At 46.0% G+C, this 20,172-nt stretch carries 22 protein-coding genes; 13 read left to right on the forward strand and 9 right to left on the reverse strand.

Features of this window, described 5'->3' with window-relative positions:
• Positions 1-252: 252 nt before the first annotated feature.
• From RID09_RS12880 to yidD, 6 genes are all read right to left on the reverse strand, one after another.
• Positions 253-1,791: a site-2 protease family protein gene (locus RID09_RS12880; protein ID WP_446336334.1), complete on the reverse strand. Its 1,539-nt coding sequence runs from the start codon at positions 1,789-1,791 to the stop codon at positions 253-255.
• A gap of 82 nt (positions 1,792-1,873) precedes the next feature.
• A complete protein-coding gene (gene murQ, locus RID09_RS12885; RefSeq protein ID WP_446336335.1) occupies positions 1,874-2,797 on the reverse strand; it encodes an N-acetylmuramic acid 6-phosphate etherase in 924 nt (307 codons plus the stop codon).
• Positions 2,694-4,019, reverse strand: coding sequence for an RRXRR domain-containing protein (locus RID09_RS12890; RefSeq protein WP_446336336.1), 1,326 nt, complete (start codon positions 4,017-4,019; stop codon positions 2,694-2,696). Before RID09_RS12890 ends, murQ begins: the two co-directional genes overlap by 104 nt.
• Positions 4,020-4,331: 312 nt before the next feature.
• Entirely contained in the window at positions 4,332-4,706 is a 375-nt protein-coding gene (locus tag RID09_RS12895; protein ID WP_446336337.1) for a DUF3110 domain-containing protein, read from the reverse strand.
• A 123-nt stretch (positions 4,707-4,829) separates the two neighbouring features.
• Positions 4,830-5,567 carry a M15 family metallopeptidase gene (locus RID09_RS12900; RefSeq protein WP_446336352.1) on the reverse strand — a complete coding sequence of 246 codons (738 nt, stop codon included), beginning with the start codon at positions 5,565-5,567 and terminating at the stop codon, positions 4,830-4,832.
• A 632-nt stretch (positions 5,568-6,199) separates the two neighbouring features.
• Positions 6,200-6,454, reverse strand: coding sequence for a membrane protein insertion efficiency factor YidD (yidD, locus tag RID09_RS12905; protein WP_446336353.1), 255 nt, complete (start codon positions 6,452-6,454; stop codon positions 6,200-6,202).
• 131 nt (positions 6,455-6,585) lie between these two features.
• Here yidD and RID09_RS12910 point away from each other — a divergent pair, with 131 nt between their 5' ends.
• Positions 6,586-7,293: a diacylglycerol/polyprenol kinase family protein gene (locus RID09_RS12910; protein ID WP_446336338.1), complete on the forward strand. Its 708-nt coding sequence runs from the start codon at positions 6,586-6,588 to the stop codon at positions 7,291-7,293.
• A gap of 111 nt (positions 7,294-7,404) precedes the next feature.
• A complete protein-coding gene (locus tag RID09_RS12915; protein ID WP_446336339.1) occupies positions 7,405-8,097 on the forward strand; it encodes a hypothetical protein in 693 nt (230 codons plus the stop codon).
• Between the two features lie 447 nt (positions 8,098-8,544).
• On the opposite strand, the gene RID09_RS12920 is transcribed toward RID09_RS12915, so the two are convergent.
• Complete coding sequence (locus RID09_RS12920) at positions 8,545-8,697, reverse strand: hypothetical protein (RefSeq protein WP_446336340.1); 153 nt, start codon at positions 8,695-8,697, stop codon at positions 8,545-8,547.
• 521 nt (positions 8,698-9,218) lie between these two features.
• Here RID09_RS12920 and RID09_RS12925 point away from each other — a divergent pair.
• The 9 genes from RID09_RS12925 to RID09_RS12965 all read left to right on the forward strand — a co-directional run bounded on the left by RID09_RS12925 (position 9,219) and on the right by RID09_RS12965 (position 17,514).
• Entirely contained in the window at positions 9,219-10,481 is a 1,263-nt protein-coding gene (locus RID09_RS12925) for an RNA-guided endonuclease InsQ/TnpB family protein (protein WP_446336341.1), read from the forward strand.
• A gap of 25 nt (positions 10,482-10,506) precedes the next feature.
• Positions 10,507-11,883: a nicotinate phosphoribosyltransferase gene (locus RID09_RS12930; protein ID WP_446336342.1), complete on the forward strand. Its 1,377-nt coding sequence runs from the start codon at positions 10,507-10,509 to the stop codon at positions 11,881-11,883.
• Between the two features lie 109 nt (positions 11,884-11,992).
• On the forward strand, positions 11,993-12,262 hold the full coding sequence (locus tag RID09_RS12935; protein WP_446336343.1) for a type II toxin-antitoxin system Phd/YefM family antitoxin: 270 nt from the start codon (positions 11,993-11,995) through the stop codon (positions 12,260-12,262).
• A complete protein-coding gene (locus tag RID09_RS12940; RefSeq protein WP_446336344.1) occupies positions 12,249-12,530 on the forward strand; it encodes a type II toxin-antitoxin system RelE family toxin in 282 nt (93 codons plus the stop codon). The genes RID09_RS12935 and RID09_RS12940 overlap by 14 nt, the downstream gene beginning before the upstream one ends.
• A 124-nt stretch (positions 12,531-12,654) precedes the next feature.
• The gene (locus RID09_RS12945) at positions 12,655-13,221 is read left to right on the forward strand and encodes a nicotinate-nucleotide adenylyltransferase (RefSeq protein ID WP_446336345.1); all 567 of its coding nucleotides are present in this window, start codon (positions 12,655-12,657) and stop codon (positions 13,219-13,221) included.
• A 93-nt stretch (positions 13,222-13,314) separates the two neighbouring features.
• Positions 13,315-14,049, forward strand: coding sequence for an NUDIX hydrolase (locus tag RID09_RS12950; RefSeq protein WP_446336346.1), 735 nt, complete (start codon positions 13,315-13,317; stop codon positions 14,047-14,049).
• A gap of 49 nt (positions 14,050-14,098) precedes the next feature.
• A complete protein-coding gene (locus RID09_RS12955) occupies positions 14,099-14,677 on the forward strand; it encodes a hypothetical protein (RefSeq protein ID WP_446336347.1) in 579 nt (192 codons plus the stop codon).
• 172 nt (positions 14,678-14,849) lie between these two features.
• Positions 14,850-16,082: an RNA-guided endonuclease InsQ/TnpB family protein gene (locus RID09_RS12960; protein ID WP_446336354.1), complete on the forward strand. Its 1,233-nt coding sequence runs from the start codon at positions 14,850-14,852 to the stop codon at positions 16,080-16,082.
• A gap of 28 nt (positions 16,083-16,110) precedes the next feature.
• Complete coding sequence (locus RID09_RS12965) at positions 16,111-17,514, forward strand: MlaD family protein (protein WP_446336348.1); 1,404 nt, start codon at positions 16,111-16,113, stop codon at positions 17,512-17,514.
• A 56-nt stretch (positions 17,515-17,570) separates the two neighbouring features.
• Here the strand turns inward: RID09_RS12965 and RID09_RS12970 are convergent, their stop codons facing one another.
• Complete coding sequence (locus RID09_RS12970) at positions 17,571-17,876, reverse strand: DUF3288 family protein (RefSeq protein ID WP_446336349.1); 306 nt, start codon at positions 17,874-17,876, stop codon at positions 17,571-17,573.
• 85 nt (positions 17,877-17,961) lie between these two features.
• Positions 17,962-18,099 carry a hypothetical protein gene (locus tag RID09_RS12975; protein WP_446336350.1) on the reverse strand — a complete coding sequence of 46 codons (138 nt, stop codon included), beginning with the start codon at positions 18,097-18,099 and terminating at the stop codon, positions 17,962-17,964.
• A gap of 212 nt (positions 18,100-18,311) precedes the next feature.
• On the opposite strand from RID09_RS12975, the gene psaC reads away from it, so the two are divergent.
• Both psaC and RID09_RS12985 read left to right on the forward strand, forming a co-directional pair.
• A complete protein-coding gene (gene psaC / locus RID09_RS12980; protein ID WP_006616272.1) occupies positions 18,312-18,557 on the forward strand; it encodes a photosystem I iron-sulfur center protein PsaC in 246 nt (81 codons plus the stop codon).
• Between the two features lie 425 nt (positions 18,558-18,982).
• Positions 18,983-20,172, forward strand: a 1,190-nt coding sequence (locus RID09_RS12985) for an RNA-guided endonuclease InsQ/TnpB family protein (protein WP_446336351.1), incomplete at its 3' end; no start/stop codon positions are given.

Here is a 20,172-nt window from a genome sequence, read left to right on the forward strand (position 1 = left end):
AACTAAAACGGCTCTCCCGTACTTGTGGTGGAAAAGCCTATATTAGTGATAGCTTCCCTAAAAACATTGTTTTGAAAGTCTTGCCCCACAAAGTTTCCAAGAATAATCAGGTTTGCTTATCACCCTAGGTACGGGAGAGCCTCAATAAATCAAACAAAACGCGATCGCGCTGTCTACAATTCCTGTCGCCGAGTAATTGCCATTACAGATTGGCTTCTCCTGCTCCCCTGTACCTGTGCACCTGTACACCTCTTAGCTACCAATACCCAAACGCACCGCCAACGCGGGCGTGAAGGGAATCAATGTTGCCACCATTAAAAACAGCGCCACCAAACCTAAAATTGCTCTCGTATCATCGGGTTCCGTAATTTCATTGAGACTAGGACGCTCCAAAGAACGTTGCAAAAACAAAATGATAATTGCCCAATACAAAATCAATGGATTAGCTGGATTCGCTAGTGCCACAATTCCCAAGATGATCAACGTAGCAATCGTCGTGCCTCGAGCCGTTTTGCGTCCGTAGATAGCTTGAACAACCCGCCCCCCATCTAACTGTCCGGCGGGCATTAAATTCAACGCGCTAATCACTAACCCCAACCAACCCGTAATCGTTAAGGGGTGAACATCAACAATCGGTGCTTGCATAGACGAACCCAAAATGATCCGGGCTAACCCACCAACTAAAACCGAACCTTGGAAAAATTGAGCCGGAACCTGAAAGGTACTGCCTTGATGAGACAAAACCAAGCCCAGCAGCAGCAGTAACACCGACGCAATACCACCCGCCGCAGGTCCAGCTAAAGAAATGTCAAACAAAGCTTTACGGTTAGGCACCAAGGATTCAAAGCGGGTAATCGCCCCAAAGGAACCGATTTGTAAACTGGGAATAAAAAAGGGGAAACTCAGGCGAACCTGATGACGCCGTGCTGCCCACCAATGACCCAATTCATGAACTGCCAAAACTATGCAAATCCCCAAACCCAGAGGTAAGGTTTCCTTAAACCGTTCAGGCGTGGTAAACAAATCAAAATTGAGCAAAAATCCAGCGGCTTCTAAGCTAGTGGCGAGGGTAGACACCAGCAACACCCCTGCCAAAATTTTCTGTGGAATCGTTAGCGGTTGGGGATCGTTGCTACTGGGTAAAACAATCACCACCGGCTTCCCTTCAGGATCTTCGACTAAAAAGAGTCGGTAGCGATCATCCAACCGTTGTTCTAAACTGGCAGATAAACGGGAATGCACCGCCTCAGGCTCACCGCCGCGCAGATTTCCCTTAAATATCACCCCTTCCTGATAGGGAATGGTTTCTGTGGCAAAGAATGTATCGATACCAAAAATCCCCTGGATAGTTTTGAGATCTTCTGGCGAAATGGGTATAACATCAGTTCCTGCCGGACCACTACTGTCGGGTGATGGAGAGGTTGTTGCGGCACTGTCTCCTGGCGACGGCAAATTTTGGCTGTCGCTGGTATCTGATTTCTCATGGAGTAACTGGTTGGCACGCTTGTGCAAGATGGCATCTTCACCTTCCTCCCGCAAACGTTTGCCTAGGAAAATATAGATCCCGGTTGAAACCACCAATAAAAATAAGATACCAACAATATTCAGATAAATTCCGGCAGCCAATAGGACAAAAAATATCAGCCAAGGAACCGTCAACACGAGGGACTGCAACCAGGCGAGGATGCCAAGTTTGCCGTAAGATAGGGCACGCTTAAATCCCCAACCGATGACACCAAGTGCGACAAGGAGAAGTAAAACTGTTGCAGTCGTCTCTGATCCGTTGAACATGTTTAATGAAACTTGTAGCAGCTAGAGGCAATAGTTCTACTGTAGCTGAGTAGGGAAGCTGCGGGAAGTCGCCCTTGATGAATTACTCACCACTGTTCTGATAAGTGAGTAATGCTTGTCTAAGATTGCCTTGCTGTTGACTCAACAGGCGATCGCAGACTGTGGCATCCTCTCCTGTCCAGTGCATCAGTAGTGCCAGTTTAACCCGCCGCCCACTGCTCTCGAGTAAAAACCCGGCTTCGTCTCGGCTAAGATCAGTCAGGTCTTGTAGCATTCTTAAAGCACGGTCATGGAGTTTTTTATTGGTGACCGCGACATCGACCATGCGATTGCCGTAGACTTTGCCCAGTTGCACCATCACACCCGTAGACAGGATATTCAATACCATTTTGGTCACAGTTCCGGCTTTTAAGCGCGTTGAACCGGCGAGAATTTCTGGCCCGACGAGTAAGCGAATATCTAAATCCACCTCATAACTAACTTGTTCGGCGGGGACACAGGCGAGCAAAATTGTCGTGGCGCCTCGCTGTCGTGAGGCTTGCAGCGCCCCGCGCACATAGGGTGTTGTCCCACCTGCGGTAATGCCAACTACGACATCCAGTTCCGTCACCTGACGATGCGCGATCGCTTCGCTGCCGTCTTCTTCTTGATCTTCCAAGTTTTCCGAACTCCGGATTAACGCCCCTGCACCACCGGCGATAATCCCTTGCACCAGTTCGGGTGGGGTACAAAAGGTGGGAGGACATTCAGCCGCATCCAATACCCCTAAGCGTCCGCTCGTACCTGCACCAACATAAAACAGACGCCCCCCTTGTTTCAGAGCTTGCGCCGTGCGATCAATCGCTTGTGCCAGTTGAGTCCGAACGGCGGCGATCGCACGAATTGTTTTCTCATCCTCGCGATTAAACAAATCCACTAACTCTAGCGAGGTGAGTTGGTCTAGATTCTGACTCTGAGGGTTCACCTGTTCCGTTAGCAGATAACCCCGCTCCTCCAACTTTTTCATCGCTTATCTCGTGAGACTCTGGGTTCAGCGAAGCAACCCGGAGAGGAATAGAGGTCAAACCGTGTCGCAAGGGCGCGATAAGGTTTGACAATCCAGGTGAAGGCACGATGATTAACCCCGTGCTTCGCTGCAACAACTGGACTTTTCTGACAGTAAATTGCCCTAGTCTTTTCCAATTAACGTCACTAACTGAAACTTGAGTTTGGGTGTCTCCAGAACACCAACCTATATAAATCTTTCCCGCTTTTTCGGCTACAACCTTGTCTCCTTTTCTGAAGTTATGACGAGTAACTGTACCGCCATACTTGCGTCGCCTGCCACCCTTAGATGGAACACAAAGATGTAATTGTCTGCGACTAACGGGCGGTCTACGGACTACCGCAAACGACGCTGGTGTAATCTGAACACCACCTTCCCAGTTACCATGCTTGGCGTTACTGGAATGCCATTCCCGCCATTGAACAAACTCAAACGTGGCTAAGGTCACTCCATCGACGGCGTGTGTCACTGGTGTAGAGCAAGCTTTGTTTTTCTTGTCTTTGGCTAATCCCAACCACTGTCTAAGCTGGCTAGTTCCGTTACCGTCTCTTTGCCATCCCTGATGAGTTTTAACTGGAGCTAACTTAGATAGCCAAGTTAGCATCTGTCGTTGCCCTACCATTACCGGAGAGAAGCCGACACCAGAACGAGCAGACTTGCGACCACTGGTTTTGTCCACATCAGCCATGACTAACTCATAGTGAATGGCGCTAACAGGGAACAACTTAAACAGCTCTTTAACCACCCGCAACTCTAACTGTTTATTAGCTCGAATCGAGGGAGGTAGTTTAGCTTGTCTACGATTCTCAAACCGCTTTTGACGATGACACCGCTCAGAGTAGGGTAACTTTCGGTTAATTCGTCTTCCCCGTCTTGCTCGACGTATGACTCGCCGTAATTCCATCCGTTCTTTAACCGTTTTGAACGGTAGAACTAGATGAGCCATCCAGAGGGTGGCAAGCTTTGATTGAACGGCGGCGCCTGAGTAGCATTTGCCTGGGTCTATTCCTATGGCTATCGGCTGAGTGTTCTCCCCTGTTTCAAAGGTTAACTGAATGGCAAAACATTCTAAATCGTTATGCACAACTTTAGCTTTACCTTCTTTTAACCAACGTCTAGCACGACTAGCTTTGGTTGGCATCAAGGGTTTACCTGACTTTGATAGAACTGGTACTCGTAACATGGAGATAATCCTCACGAGTTAAGTTATCAGTTATCAGTTACCAGTTATCAGTTACCAGTTATCAGCCAATTACTGACCACTGACCACTGACCACTATGTCCCTTCCCGCATCTAAACCAAGATGTCCTAACTTGCAGGGCGACTTGACAAAAAGCCTTAAAGATAACTTGGACTAGGGAAGTATCCAAGAGTTTGTACCAGGTTTAGACTCTGTGCGGTATTCAACGGTTTAAATTGCCGTTTGTCCGGCAATCCCTAACCAAAGAGCGATAGCTAGGTTAGGGTTGTTGAATTACTTCACTATAATTCCGCTTACAACAATCCCTCTAGCTGACGGCGAATTCGATCCAGATCAGAGATCTCTGGTTCTTGAGTTGGCGCAGCATCGGCTTGCCAGTCCGTTTTTTCCACATTTTTTTCCGGCGGTAATGCCAACATCCCGCTTTCAACTAGCTGGCAATCATAACCGGCACTTTGGCAGAATTCTTCAATTTCCTCAACCTCCAGCGCTTCCACAGAGGAGCTAGGGAAATCCTGGGCTTCTAGCATCCCGCCAAAACGGATCGCGTCGTCCTCTGACTCAAACATTAACACCACATTGCGATCGCCGATTTGCAGGGTGTGAATCCCCTCGTTTTCTGTACGAGCATTGAATAAGAGAACATAGACTTGTTTTGGTGCAATCATAACCTGTTCAGATGGGAGTGATCGACAGACAAAAAAATCGTCTTTACCCAGAATATCGGTTTAATACCCAATCTGCTTTTATTGTCCCCTTTATCTTTAAACCTTCTGCCTTGGAGCCTTTTCCTATGGGGGAAGCCCTGGCTCTTCAGAGCAGGGAGGAACACCAGCCACTCGACCATAACGAGCGATAAATCTCTGGCTTGGGTTCTGTTGATGGCACAACCACGCCCACATCTGATCGCCGCAGCAGAAGTGCCACCACTCCCCCGGATGGCGCTGAAATCCTGCCTTTTGCATGATATCCCGTAACAGTTGCCGATGGGCATGATAGGGGAGTTGCCACTCCTGGGCGTAGTAATCTGGATGAGATCGGGGTGAGAGTTCGTCAATCTCCGAACCCATGTCAATCGTCTCACCCTGGTGATTAACTAGAGTAATATCCACGGCTGCACCGGTACTATGAGGCGGTGGGGTTAAGGGGTCAGGACTCGGTAATGCCCAAATCTGATAAACTTGCTGCCAGATCATCTGGCGTTGTGTTTCCGATAGAGTCGCTGGGTTTAGGTTGTGCGATCGCACAACTTCAGCGAAAGTATGGTTGACCATAAATTGCTGAACCGCTACAGGACGATAGGCATCAAAAATTAGGATACGCCAACCCGGACATCGCTGTTGCAGGTCATTTTGAGCTGCAATTAATGCCTCTAACACCGTCTGGCGCAAATGATAGGGAGACGTTTTCCCATAAGGAGCGCCCAGTTTTTCATAAGGATGAGGGGATTCCACCGCGAACTGCTCCAAGGGTATGGGAACGAGGGGTTCTCCACAGTCTCGAATCAGAATCTGGTAATAGGGTTTCATCATGATTTGTCTTTGGTCATTAGTCCTTTATTTTCTAGCACCGCCATCAGACTAATAACTCAAGACAGGTACAAAAAATCCCCTGACCGTCAGAACAAGCGTTCAGGGGCTAAAGAATACAGTGTTTCCTTTTAGAACATATCCAAATCAAAGAGCAAAATAATCAGTATATTTCCGGAAATTTGGCAGCTAGTTCCTTTGTATCACCGTAGAATCACGGAGAAGTTTGTGTCTCTTTGTAAAGAAATGTTAGATTTATTAAAGAATGCGGACTGTCAGAGTAAGATCAGCTCAGCTATGGTTAACTAAGATCAAGTTTGAGAAAGCATAAAGAAAAAGGACTTACGCTGAGACACGGAGATACTGCTTAGATAACTCAATGGCGTAAGCCCTTAATAAGTCGTATGTGCTTAACTACTATTGTGTATTTCTACTTAGGTAATTTCCTCCGCAATAGTTATGATTCTTAATACGCGATTTAGCGGATTTATCTCTCTCGGCAAGAAGCGTCAAAACTCTCACACTTAGTCAGGGCGGGTTTAGTTAAGTTTCACCGACAGTGCCAAAACGTTATCTGTAAAACCCGCCCCTACAGATCGGCTGTTCCCTCTGCTACTTCTCTATCTGCACAGCTACTTACCCCGCTTCCCGTCTCCCCTCTTATTGTTGCAAGTCGCTTCCGGAATCGGATCGTAACCCCCCGGATGAAATGGATGACAGCGTAAGATGCGCCGCAGTGCGAGGATACTCCCACGCCACACTCCAAAGCGTTCAATGGCTTGTAGGGCATAGGTTGAACAGGTTGGGTGAAATCGACAGGTTGGCCCAAAGATAGGGGAAATAAAGGTTTTATAGCCTCGAATTAGCCAAATTAATAAAATTTTCATCATTACAACTTGATACTATGATAATGTATTGCCTAAATCTTCACAACTCGCCATTCATCCCGTCGCGCTCAAGGGAGGGTCTTCTGGCGGATCGCTCAGATAAGGCACTCCTGTGTTATTCGTGTTAACTCTTGCTTGACTCAATACCTTGGTTTGAATCAATTCCGGCGTTATGGCTCCAGATTAGTATTGTGGCACTGGGGCTAGGTGTGATTGTGCTATCCGCTGAGACACTCCATCGTCACACTTCGACCAGTTCAGAATTAGCACGCAAAGTGGTTCACATCGGTACAGGCAATGTTATTTTAGTGGCTTGGTGGTTACAAATTCCCGCCTGGGTTGGTATAGCCGCATCCATCATCGCTAGCGCGATCGCACTCTCGTCGTATTATGTGCCATTTCTGCCCGGTATCAACAGTGTAGGACGTAGAAGTTTTGGCACTTTCTTCTATGCTGTGAGTATTGGTATCCTCATCGCCTGGTTTTGGTCGCCCCATCAATTCCACTATGCTGCCATTGGAATTTTAGTCATGACCTGGGGAGATGGACTAGCGGGACTGATTGGTCAGCGATTTGGGCAGCATAAGTACCAAATCTGGGGGATGACAAAAAGCTGGGAAGGTTCTGTGACGATGACTCTCATCAGCTATGGGGTCAGTTGTTTAATTCTATTTGGCGTCCAGGGTAATGTTTGGCAAACCTGGTTAGTGCCTATAGTTGTCGCGTTAGGGGCTACCGCTTTGGAAATGTTCTCGAAGTGGGGCTTGGATAATCTTACCGTACCTGTAGCCAGTGCGGCTTTGGCGTTTTACCTTCATCAACTGTTTCCTCTAGTTTGAGTTTGATGATCATAATCTACACATTTTGTAATATATTGTTAATATAGTTAAAAAATCATCCTCTAGACAGATCACGTTTTACAACACTTTCTTGCCAAACGTAGATATAGCATGAACTTCTTCAATCCCACAGAGCCAATTATTCGTATCAAACAGCACGAACTCGACTACCAAGACCGTCAAGGATTGTTACGCCTGCATTGGCAACTCGGACACAAGACACTGCTATCTGCCTTTTATACCCGTATCGACCAGGTATTCCTGTTCTGGGGTCTAATTTGTGCCATGATTTTCATCACCGCCCAATTTTTGCCGATTAGCTGGAAACTCCAAGCGGGACTTTGGTCAGGACTCACCCTAATGGGCATCGCAGCGATGGTATTACTCACTAACTTTTGGGTAAAAGTCGAACGCCTCAACTGGTTACTTTATTTTTGGGGAGTCCTTATGGTGGGTGGTGTCATTCTCACCGATTTGAGCATCTTCCTGGGTTGGGGACATGTGTTGATTCGCCTTTGTCCTCTATGGTTGGGATTGTGCGCTGTGGGTTACCTAGGGACAGGAATAGGGATGCGATCGCGTGCCTTTACCCTAGCAGGTATCATTCATTTACTGGGTATTGCTCTTTTAAACTATGTAGGGGGATGGCAGTTTCTCGCCACGGGTATCGTGATGAGTGCCTCTCTACTGATGTTTGCCGAAACTCAGTGGGATATGCGTCCTCCCATTGAGTACAAGTTGTTATCCCTAGAACAACGACAGTTCAATCAACAGCAACATCAATTGCGTCAACTCTCCTTGTAAACCCAAAACTTCTACTCTTTTAGATGGATAGCAAATTGTTGTCCTTTATACCTGACGAGCGATAACCTGAAAGGGTTTAGCCGCTACTATAGGAAATAACAAAGGAATTGCACCGGATTGGAAGTTTTGCCGCAGTGATCCATTTGTTGTACATCGAAGGAGAGCGACGTCAGATGTGCAAACGGTGTAACCAAATTGCTGAACAAAGGTGGTGTGAAGTTTTTGTCGCTTCCTTCACTTTGTTACTACCAACGGGAGACTAAACTCTCCATCAGAGCGGTCGAAGGTAGTAGAAACCTAGTGGTCAGCTTCTCAAATAAATTTCCTTTTAATAAATACCTAAATAAAAGTTGGTGAAGAAACTTAACATTCTTCACCAACTTAACTTTTTTAAATGAACCCATGAATAGTTACCAAACCAACTTTTTACCGATTTTCTTTTCTAGGTTACCAATCCGCTCCTCTGGGTTTGTGGAAGGGTTCACCACTGAAGGGTTGTACGCCTGTAGACGGATAAGCATCGTCGCTGGGACCAAAAATTCTGACAACCGCTTCCGATATATATTGGGTCATGTCTGCAAACAGTTTGGAAATATTCATAACATCCTCCTAATAGAGTAAAGCTCAGTCAGATTTAAATTGATGTATTCGTATGCAATTCACTTGTTAATTATGAGGGATGCGCCACAGAAAAACAGTATTTTGCAACATTTATTTGATTATGTTTGCAATACTTTTCCTAAGGTTCAGTCAAACGCCCGATTATTCGCTATTTGTATAAATTTTCGTTTACATCCTTGACATTCTGTAATAATTTGTTGCACCCTTTCCGGAAAAGCCCGACATCCCCTACGAAGTTTGTCCCAAGTCCAGTACCTGTTAGATAACTATTTTTGGTGATTTCTACTATAATTGGGGCAACTGAACTGATTCCTGTACCAGGTCGCGGTCAGAGTACTAATTCCTTATAGTACAGCATGGCTTCCCTGCTTTCCCTTTGTGAACGCGGCTCGCGGCAATCTCCGGCTTCAACGAAGTAAGCCGGAGAAGGATAGCGGACAGGCGAGGGATTCAACATCCCGAAGCCTGTCAAATTGCTAGACTTTTGATAGAATAGTAGCATGAAAACACGTCGAGTAACCTACAGATTATATCCCAACAAATCTCAGTGTGACAAGTTACATTGGGCTAGAAAAATGCATGGCGAACTCTATAATGCGGCTATCGCAAATCGCCGGACGCAATACAAACACTTTGGTCATTCTGTAGATTATTTTGAGCAACAGAATTGTTTACCTGAGTTCAAGAAAGTTTGGATTGAGTACGCTGAATTAGGTTCTCACACGTTACAAGCTACGTTAAAGCGTGTTGATTTCGCCTATCAGAGGTTTTTTAAAGGTTTAGGGAAATATCCCAAGTTCAAAGCCAAGGGTAGATATGCAGGTTGGACTTATCCAGATAAAGCAAGCTGGAAAGTTTCTTCTAATGGCAAAAACGGTCACTTAGAGCTGCGAGACTTGGGCTTGAAGATTCAGATGAGAGGTCGAGCTAGAACTTGGGGGAGAGCAACAACATGTACGATTTGCTTGAGAAATGGCAAATCGTACGCATCTATTACACTCCAGTGTGAGCCAGTCCGCAAGACAAGTACAGGCTCTATCGGTATTGACCTAGGCTGTAAAGACGCAATAACGCTATCGACAGGCGAAAAGATTGCTAAACCTGACTTTATTAAGGAGGGACACAGAAAGGTCAAGGCGGCATCAAAGCGTTTAAGACGTAAGAGAGCGCCCAACAGGAAGAAAAAGATAAAAGGTTCAAGCCGATGGAAAAAGGAACGCAAGAGGGTTTCTAAACTCCAAAGCAAAGTAGGGTGTCAAAGAAAAGATTGGCTCCATAAAACAACTAGCGATATAGTCAGCGGTAATAGCCTAATCGCTAATGAGCAGTTAAACGTTAAAGGGATGACTCGCCGAGCCAAAAAAGGTAAGCGTAAAAAGCAAAAAGCGGGTTTAAATCGCTCTATCCTTGATGTTGGATTTGGAATTATAGGTCAATTGTTGGATTACAAAGCGGCTGAGGCTGGCGGATTCTATGTTGAGTCCCCGACTCAGAAACTCAAACCGACTCAAAGATGCGCTAAATGTTGGGAAGTAACACCTAAGACCTTGGCTGATAGAGTTCATATTTGCTCTAATCGTGAGTGTAATCATGTTGAGGATAGAGACGTTAATGCTGCCCAAGTTAATGAGATTTGGGCAAGGGGTTTGGAACGAGCCTCTCAAGACGCCGAGCTGCCTAGCGCTACCAAATGCGGAAGTATGCGGCAACTAGGAGCAAGGAAGCGCCAGAAACAGCGACTTACTTCGTTGAAGTCGCTGTAGTTCATTAATAATCTTCAGCAAACCTATGCTACAGGAAGACCAACAACTCACTCTGACTCCAGCCGATTACAGTCTATTGACTGATCTGTATGAACTGACCATGGTAGCTTGCTATGTTGGTGAAGGTTTAGAGAATCGACGCGCTAGCTTTGAGTTATTCGTGCGACGTTTACCTAACGGCTTTGGCTATTTAATTGCCATGGGCTTAGCACAGGCGTTAGATTATCTAGAGAAGCTTCAATTCGATGAATCTCAAATAGAGGCATTGCAGGCAACAGGGCTGTTTGAGCAAGTCCCAGAACGCTTTTGGTCAGTACTCAAGTCAGGACGATTCTCTGGGGATGTTTGGGCTGTACCCGAAGGAACCGCCGTATTTGCCAATGAACCCTTGCTGCGGGTGGAAGCCCCCCTGTGGCAAGCTCAACTGGTAGAAACTTATATTCTGAATACAATTAACTACCAAACCCTAATTGCGACTCGGGCTGCACGGATGCGAGATGTTGCTGGAGAGGATGCCAAGCTGTTGGAATTTGGTGCCCGCCGTGCGTTTAGTCCTCAGGGGTCAATCTGGGCAGCACGGGCAGCATTAGCCGCAGGATTTGATTCTACCTCAAATGTGGTCGCGGCACTGAGGTTGAACCAAAAACCTAGTGGTACAATGGCACATTCGCTGGTTATGGCAATTGTTGCTGTATCTGGGAGTGAGGATGAGGCATTTAGTGCATTTCAACGCTATTTTCCCAGTGCGCCTCTATTAATTGATACTTATGATACAGTTGCGGCGGCTCAACGTCTGGCAAAACAGGTCAAAGCGAATCAGACGAAGGTTGCAGGTGTGCGCTTAGATTCTGGAGATATTGCTGATCTGTCTAAACAAGTGAACTCGCTGCTACCGGAGGCGAAAATCTTTGCCAGTGGTGACATGGATGAATGGGAGATTGCCAAGATTAAACAGGCGGGTGGTATTATTGACGGCTATGGTGTCGGTACGCGACTGGTCACAGGTAAGCCGGTTAATGGGGTGTACAAACTTGTGGAAATGGATGGCATTCCCACAATGAAGCAGTCGAGTAGTAAGGAAACCTATCCTGGGCGCAAACAAGTTTTTCGCCATTGCGTTGAAGGAAAAATTATCAAAGATCGGCTAGCAACTGCATCCGAATCCCCTCAAGAACATGAACATTCTGTGCTGCAACTGATGGTTAAAGAGGGTAAACGCTTAAATCCACCGGAACCGTTAGCGGACATCAAAAAACGCACAGCGGCGACTGTGGCAATGATTCCTGATTCAATCCGTCAACTTGACGATCCCCAGCCTCTACAAGTAGAAATTTCTGATGAATTAAAACAGCTTACTCAACAAACGGAAAAACGATTAGAGCAAGAAGCCGCTGATGTCTAATTCTTGACATCCTTCCTAGCTGTCTGCTTCCTTGAGCCGAATAGAACGGTGACGATAGTCATCTACAATTAAGACAGAATGCCAATAGTCGTGAACCTTAAATCTAGCTATGCATAGTTATACTCTCATAGATGCCCGCGATCGCCACAGTGAAGTGTTTGAGCAAGCCGCTATTGAGCCTGTTGTGGTGACGCAGCAATCTCAACCTAGCCATGTGATTATGTCCGCACAGACCTACCAGCGACTACTCAAGCGCCTCGAAGAATTAGAAGATATGCTTTTAGGTCAAACAGCAGTAGCCGCACTGAAGAACTCTCAGATGGTGGGAACAGAAACATTCACATCAACTCTCCAGGGTTTGGCAAATGGCGAAGCTTGATGGACTAGAAACTGTTCTGGATTTTCTCAAGGGGTTACAACCCAAAATTGCGGCTCAAATTGCTAAGAAAGTCTTGGCACTGAATGTTGACCCCCTGCCTACTGATAGCAAACAGCTATCCGGTTATCCAGATTATTATCGGGTTGATAGCGGTGAGTACCGAATCGTATATCGGTTCAATCCGAATCAGGATTTGGTTGAAGTAATCTTGGTTGGTAAGCGTAACTATGATGATGTATATAAACGACTAGAACGCCTCTTGAAATAGTGCGACTTAAACGTTTAGGGAATACCAGGTTAATAGCTGCCATTATCAGGATGAAGCAATTACACCCAGCCTTTATCTGTATCCCCCCGTATCACTATATAATGATGATGCTACCGGACTTGACATGACCACTATTGCCTTATTCGGAACGAGTGCTGATCCACCCACTGCAGCTCATAAAACCATTCTCAGATGGTTGTCAAACCACTACGACCAAGTCGCTGTCTGGGCGTCAGATAATCCATTTAAGTCTCACCAAACTTCCCTGGAACACCGTAAGCGGATGTTAGAGGTGTTAATTTCTGAAATTGAAACACCGCGTAATAATATTGGTGTACATGAGGAGTTTAGTTGTAGCCGAACTGTAGAAACGTTAGCCAAAGCTAAGGAAACTTGGGGGGATGGGGTGGACTATACTCTAGTGGTAGGTTCGGATTTAGTCAATCAGATACCCCGTTGGTATCGGATCGAAGAATTACTCAGCCAGGTACAGTTACTGATTGTACCGCGTCCCGGTTATGAAATAGACGAGGCAGGTTTAGAGAGATTGAGGCAGCTTAACACTCACGTTGCGATCGCGGATCTCGATGTACCTGGAGTTTCCTCCACAGCCTATCGTGAAAAAAAAGACCCAGAAGTGGTCACACCTCCCGTGGAAAACTACATTAATCGAGAACAATTGTACAGATGAACACAAATTATTCAGGTATAGGGGCGTTCTTGGCTATACTTTTATGGAGACTATCACATTTTTAAGTTCAAAACGTCACAGTTTTGGATAACCATGTCAGAACGCGGCATCAAACCGATAAACCAATCAGCGTTAGCTGACTTCAAAGTCGGTGTTGACAATGTTATTTTCTCTGTCGATACTCAACAAAACCGCGTCTTGGTGCTATTAATCATGCGCCAGGATGAACCTTTTTCTAGTCAGTGGAGTTTGCCAGGAACTCTGGTACGTCGGGGAGAATCCCTAGAAGATGCCGCCCATCGGGTTCTAGTTGAGAAAATTCGGGTCAATAATCTCTACTTGGAACAACTCTACACCTTTGGCGGTCCGAATCGCGACCCCAGAGAATCCCCAAAAAGCTTTGGTGTTCGTTACCTATCGGTTAGCTACTTTGCCTTAGTTCGGTTTGAAGAAGCACAGTTTATTGCTGAGGGGGTTAGTGGTATTGCTTGGTATCCAGTTAAGCAGATACCTCCCCTAGCCTTCGATCATGGCAAAATTATCGAGTATGGATATCAGCGTTTGCGGAATAAGTTGGAGTATAGCCCCGTAGCGTTTGATGTATTACCTGATGTTTTTACGCTCAGTGATCTCTATCAACTCTATACCACTGTTTTAGGCGAAAACTTCTCGGATTATTCTAATTTCCGCACTCGTTTATTGAAGCTGGGTTTTTTAGCCGATACAGGTCTAAAAGCCTCACGGGGAGCCGGTCGTCCAGCGTCTTTATACCGCTTTGATGCTGAGGCGTTTGCGCCGTTTAAGGATAAGCCATTGGTTTTTCTTTAAAGATACAGCAATTTGTCGTATTTTATAATTATTGTTCATCGAAAGGATTATGACTAAATCGACGATTCAGTACACAACCAAACATTTAAAAGAACTAGGTTTATTTATTGAAGTTAGCGGCAGAACGGACAGTGAACGCAGTCGCAAAAAGGCGCTGGAAGAAATTGAACGCCGGATGGATGACCCAGAGGATACCAGCTTAGATGCGAATAGTTTTGCTGATGGGTTAAGCAGTGAAGATTTAATTGTCGTTGGACCCCCATCAGCGGTGGAATCGCCAGAAGATGAACCGGAAATCATTCAAGCGGTGAAGGCGATCGCGAATTTAGCCAGTTTACGAGTTAGCTTAGAAGAGGTACAGCAGCAGGCGTTGGAGTTACGTCCGGTAATTGAGGCACTCTTTAGCCCCGAACCCCTGACTCCCGAACAAATGCAGCAGGCGACAGATAAGAGTTTTGCCAAAACGTTAATCAAGTTTGCTGAAGCTAAAGCCGCACGGGATCAATTTTTACCCGAAGCGCAACAAGCTTGGCAGATTCTAAAACCCGCTTTAGACAATGTTGATACTGCTTCTAATCCGGTTCTTTCATCTGTGCAAAACTCTAAAACTGATAAGTACGGACAGTGATATTAGGGCATAGGGTACGGCATTGCCGTACCCCTACCACCTAAATCGCGAGGGGAATCTTGCTTCAACCTTCACGAAGTGGAGGTAAGCCTTTGGGGGAGAGCGGGAAATGCCAACGCTAAACGCCCGAAGTATTTCCAGTTATTTCCCGCTAGTTGGTACAATGGTAGCCATGAAACAAGTCCTCACGATAGTCATAAAGCTTCAACCCTCCCCTGAACAGGTTGCCAAATTAGAGGCAACCCTTCAGGCGTTTGCGGATGCTTGCCACTACGTGAACGAACATACAGCACCAAAACTGACTAACAAAATTGCTATCCAATCTTTGACTTATCAAACCATTAAAAGCCAATTCAATTTGGTAGCCAATATGGCAGTCAGAGCTTGTGCAAGAGTAGCGGCTAACCGAAAGGTTGCCTTTTCAAAGGGTAAGCCTGTTAAAGGCTTTATACCAAGCAGTATGGATTGTGACAAGGACTTGTTTCGACTTCGTGAACACGACTGGACGGTAAGCCTTGCCACCATTCATGGTAGAGAGCGAGTTAAGTTAAAGCCAGGTAATTACCAAAGAGGAAAACTCAAAGGGAGGAACCCGACTTCAGCTCAACTGTGTAAGCACCGCGACGGTCAGTTCTACCTGCATATTCAGATTAAGGATACCCCTCCAGACCCAAAAAATACCGATAAGGTAATTGGTGTCGATTTAGGGCGTCGCGACATTGCTGTTACGTCAGAGGATGAAAGGTGGGACGGCTTGCATATCCAGTCGGTGCGAGATAAGTTTTCCAGAGTTAGAGCATCTCTCCAGAAAAAAGCCTCGAAAGGCACGAGAACAACTCGACGTAGATGTCGAGTTGTTCTGAAACGGCTGTCGGGGAGGGAGAAGCGCTACCAACAATGGCTCAACCACAACATTTCCAAGTTGGTGGTCAAACGAGCAGTTGAGTTAAGTGCCTCAATTGCTATAGAAGACTTAACAGGCATTAGAGAAAGAACTAACCAGCAACCGAGAAACAAGACTGAGCGAAGACACTCAAATTCGTGGGCGTTCTATCAACTGCGAACGTTTATCGCGTATAAAGCCAGGAGTGCTGGTGTTCAAGTTATCCCAATTCCCCCTGCCTATACTTCCCAAATGTGTCACAAGTGCCTGCATATTCATCCGATAAAAGGAAAGTCTTACCGTAGTGGCAAGACTTTTAAATGTGGGCATTGTGGTTGGCATGGGGATGCTGATTTCAACGGAGCCAATAATATTGCACTTGTGGGGCTGTCTATAAACCAGCCTGGAGGCACGGGGTTGTCGTGCAAGTTAAATCGAACTGTCGAATATGTTCAGCTTGGCTTGTTCGATGACTTCAGGGCTACTGAAAACCCAGACCTCTGCGATAGCAGGTCTGGGTAGTTTATTAAGGGTACAGTGAGGAGAAACCATGCGATCGCGAACCGTTCGAGAAGGCTCCGTTGGCTTATTAATTCTAGTTGGATTGGCAGTGTTTGTCGGCTTGGTCGTTTGGATTCGGGGTTTGAAGTTTGGCGATAGCAGTTACAGCTTTGTCGTTAACTTTCCTGACGTCGCCGGGATGAAAGAAGGAGCCACTGTGCGCTATCGCGGGGTTGATGTGGGCAACATTACGGATATTCAAGCCACAACCAATGGCGTTGATGTCACCATTGAAATTGAATCAGAAGACTTAGTGATCCCAGAGGATGTCGCTATTGAAGCCAACCAATCAGGTTTAATTGGTGAAACCTCGGTAGACATTACCCCACTCCAACAATTGTCCCCTAGTATCCAATCGATGGAGCCTCTGAGTCCTGAATGTAATTCGGATGTGATTATTTGTAGCGGTGAGCGGATTCAGGGTGAGATTGGGGTGAGCTTTGTTGAACTTCTCCGCAATACTGACCGCTTAACCACCATCTACACCGATCCCCAATTTTTTAATAATATTAACGACCTCGCCCAAAATGCCTCCCTCGCCGCCAGTGGGATCGCTCAACTTGCGGGTGAATTATCTTTATTATCTCGTTCCGTGCGCCAAGAAGTCGGCGGATTTTCTCAGGCGTCTGATGCGATTACGACGGCGGCTACCCAGACGACTCAACGTATTGGCAATACGGCGGAGCAATTTAGCCAGACAGCCGTTCAACTCAATCGATTAATTGCCTCAACGAATGATTTAGTCAGCAGAAATCGGGCGGTTTTAGGCGGAACTTTAGCCAGTGTTAGTGAAAGCAGCGATCAGTTACGCATTCTGTTAGGCGACTTGAGACCTGCTCTAGAAAATGTCAACACGACTATTGATTTAGTGAATGCACGAGTCGATCAAGCGGATATCAGCAACATTATCGAAAACGTTGAAACCGCCTCCGAAAATTTAGCTACCCTCTCCGCTAATGCGACTGAGGTATCTGCTGATTTGCGCGATCTCTCTAATTCGTTGGACAGTCCCAGCACTGCTATAGTATTGCAACAGCTATTAGACTCAGCACGGGTAACCTTTGAAAATACGCAAAAGATTACATCAGATTTGGAAGATTTAACGGGTGATCCTAGGTTCCGTCAAAATCTCAAAGAGTTAGTCAACGGATTGAGTGAACTTGTCTCCTCCACGGAACAGTTAGAACACCAAATCGAAGTAGCACAAGTTGTAGAAGCCGCCAGTGCTGAAATTACAACAGCGGCGGTTAAGGTAGTGGATCAATCCCGTGAGCATGATCTAGCATCCATTAATGAGGAGTTGGTTAAGTCTGAACATCGACTCAATCACCATCAACATATCCTGAAAAAATTGCCGCCAATCCCCAAAAAGCAATCGGTGGATACAGAGTGAGGGTAAGGGGCGATGGAAAGTCTCAACTATCAGATAAATGTAATGATAGCTTAATTCTAAGTCCAGTCATCTTGGCTATCTACAGACTGGGGTTGCTTGGAAACTTGACCTTGGCTGTGAATTTGACGGGTTAACTCAAATAACTCGTCTTCTGTTAAATTCCACTGCTGAAGAATCCGCTCAAGCCCCTGTTGAATCTCCCTAGCGCCAGGAAACCGAGAATAGCGAATCCGTAACCGCGCCAATTCCGTCAACTGGTAATCCGTCGGATCAGCTTTTATTTTCAATAGACTATCCACGATCGCGCGATCGCTCTTTTCTTGCGGATGGTTTTGATCTTTGTTTTCTAGAATTGATGACATAATCTAACTTGACTTTTGTGCCGTTATTCTTTATGTATCCGTTTTTAGTTCACCTCAGATGTTACAGAGTTTAAAGTTCTGTAACTTAATGCTCAAACAGATGAGAGGGCTGCGGTAAACTAAGCCTTAATCCATTGTCTGTTTTACCGCGATCGGCGAGAAGACTCCTGTGATCATCTTTGATTAGACGCGAGAGCGATCGCCCGTGTGTGAGCAGATCCATCTGCAATAATAGATTGCGTACTGTCACAGAACCTACCGTTAACCTGAATAGGGATTAACGGGGGCTTGTCAAAAGTTGGGGCTGTGATCAGCTTACCTGAGTCATCAGGTAAACGGTATGCCATTAGAATCCCTGAGTATCCCTAATTGGGATTAGCGTGGGGAGGATATCTAAATCAATCACCGATAACTCTCGTTTGGAGTCGTTATTCTATGTCTCATAGCGTCAAAATTTACGACACTTGCATTGGTTGCACCCAATGTGTGCGGGCTTGTCCCCTCGATGTGTTGGAGATGGTACCCTGGGATGGCTGTAAAGCTGGTCAGATTGCCTCTTCTCCACGTACCGAAGATTGCATCGGTTGCAAGCGCTGCGAAACCGCTTGTCCGACCGATTTCTTGAGCGTTCGAGTTTATCTTGGCGCTGAAACCACCCGCAGTATGGGTCTTGCCTACTAAGGGTATCTTGAAAATCAGTCTATACTATTGTAGGGGTATGGCTGCATTAGGATGCAAGCGATCGCTTGTATGGTAATGCTGCTGTGTCCTTACTCAGAAATTGCCAATTTTTCAGTAAATTGAGATACAAAAAGGCAAATTTGGTAGGGACACGACATGTCGTGTCCCTCCTACAGATGGCACTTCAACGGTAAAGCCTGTGCGTAAGTCGTGGTAACGATTCTTGACGTTTCCACGGATTGCCCTCTAGCCTATGGGAATGAGGGGGTTTGGGGGAGCTATAGAACCTCATCCTCAACGCAACGAAGTGGAGTACAGTGGGGGTGCCTTCACTCCCCCAAGGAAAAAACAGGTATTCAATATGCCTGTTTTTTTACAACCTCTGTATCCTAGGCTAAGATAACAAGCATAGAGTTAAACCAGTCATGCTAGTATTCGAGGCAAAATTACGAGGAACAAACCAGCAGTACGCCATCTTAGACGAGATGATTCGTACTGCGCGTTTTGTGCGTAATTCCTGCCTTAGATACTGGATGGATAACATTGGGGTCAATAAGTACGACCTCAACAAATACTGCAAGGTACTCAGAGAACAATTTGAATGGTGCAAAAAGCTCTCAGCTCAAGCTTGTCAAGCGTCTGCCCAAAGGGCTTGGAGTGCCATAGCTCGGTTCTTTGATAATTGCAAAAAGGTAGAGACCGAACATGGACGGTCTGTACAAGGCAAGAAAGGCTTTCCTAAGTTCAAAAAACATCAAACCCACGGATCAGTAGAGTACAAAGTTGATGGATGGGTATTATCGGATGACCGATTAACCATTACATTTAGGGATGGATTTAAAGCTGGAACTTTTAGGATGTGGGGGACTCGCGATTTGCATTTTTACCAAAAAGAGCAGATTAAACGAGTTCGTGTTGTACGTAGAGCTGATGGATATTATGTTCAGTTTTCCATCAAGAAGGTGCACAAGGAACATCATGAACCCACGCACCGAATGGTAGGGATAGATGTTGGTTTAAACCATTTCTACACTGACTCTGATGGCAACAAAGTAGAGAACCCCAGGTTTTTAAGGAAAGCCCAGAAAGCCTTAAAACGCGCACAAAAACGTGTTTCCCGTAGAACCAAGGGTTCAAAGAATCGTCTCAAAGCCATAAAGCAACTGGGTAGAGTGCATCTCAAGGTATCAAGGCGGCGTAAAGACTTTGCGGTAAAGACCGCAAGGGCGCTTATCCAATCTAGCGATTTGGTAGCCATTGAAGACCTACAAGTGCGAAACATGGTGAAGAACCATCATTTAGCTAAGTCAATCAGTGATGCTAGTTGGACATTGTTTCGGCAATGGTTGGAGTATTTTGGAAAAGTATTTGACGTACCAGTGATTGCTGTTGCGCCTCATTACACTTCTCAGGATTGCTCCAATTGCGGACAAGAAGTCAAGAAAACCTTGTCCACTCGCACTCATCAATGCCCACATTGCGGATATATTAATGACCGAGACACCAACGCCGCCATCAATATTTTGATGAAAGCGTTGCGAGGTCTTGCACAACTACCGTCGGGCAGACGGAAAGTTACGCCTGGGGATGAGATGACCCCCTGCTCTTGTGGGGA

The sequence above is a fragment of the Coleofasciculus sp. G1-WW12-02 genome, from assembly GCF_040219735.1.
GTDB lineage: Bacteria > Cyanobacteriota > Cyanobacteriia > Cyanobacteriales > Coleofasciculaceae > Coleofasciculus.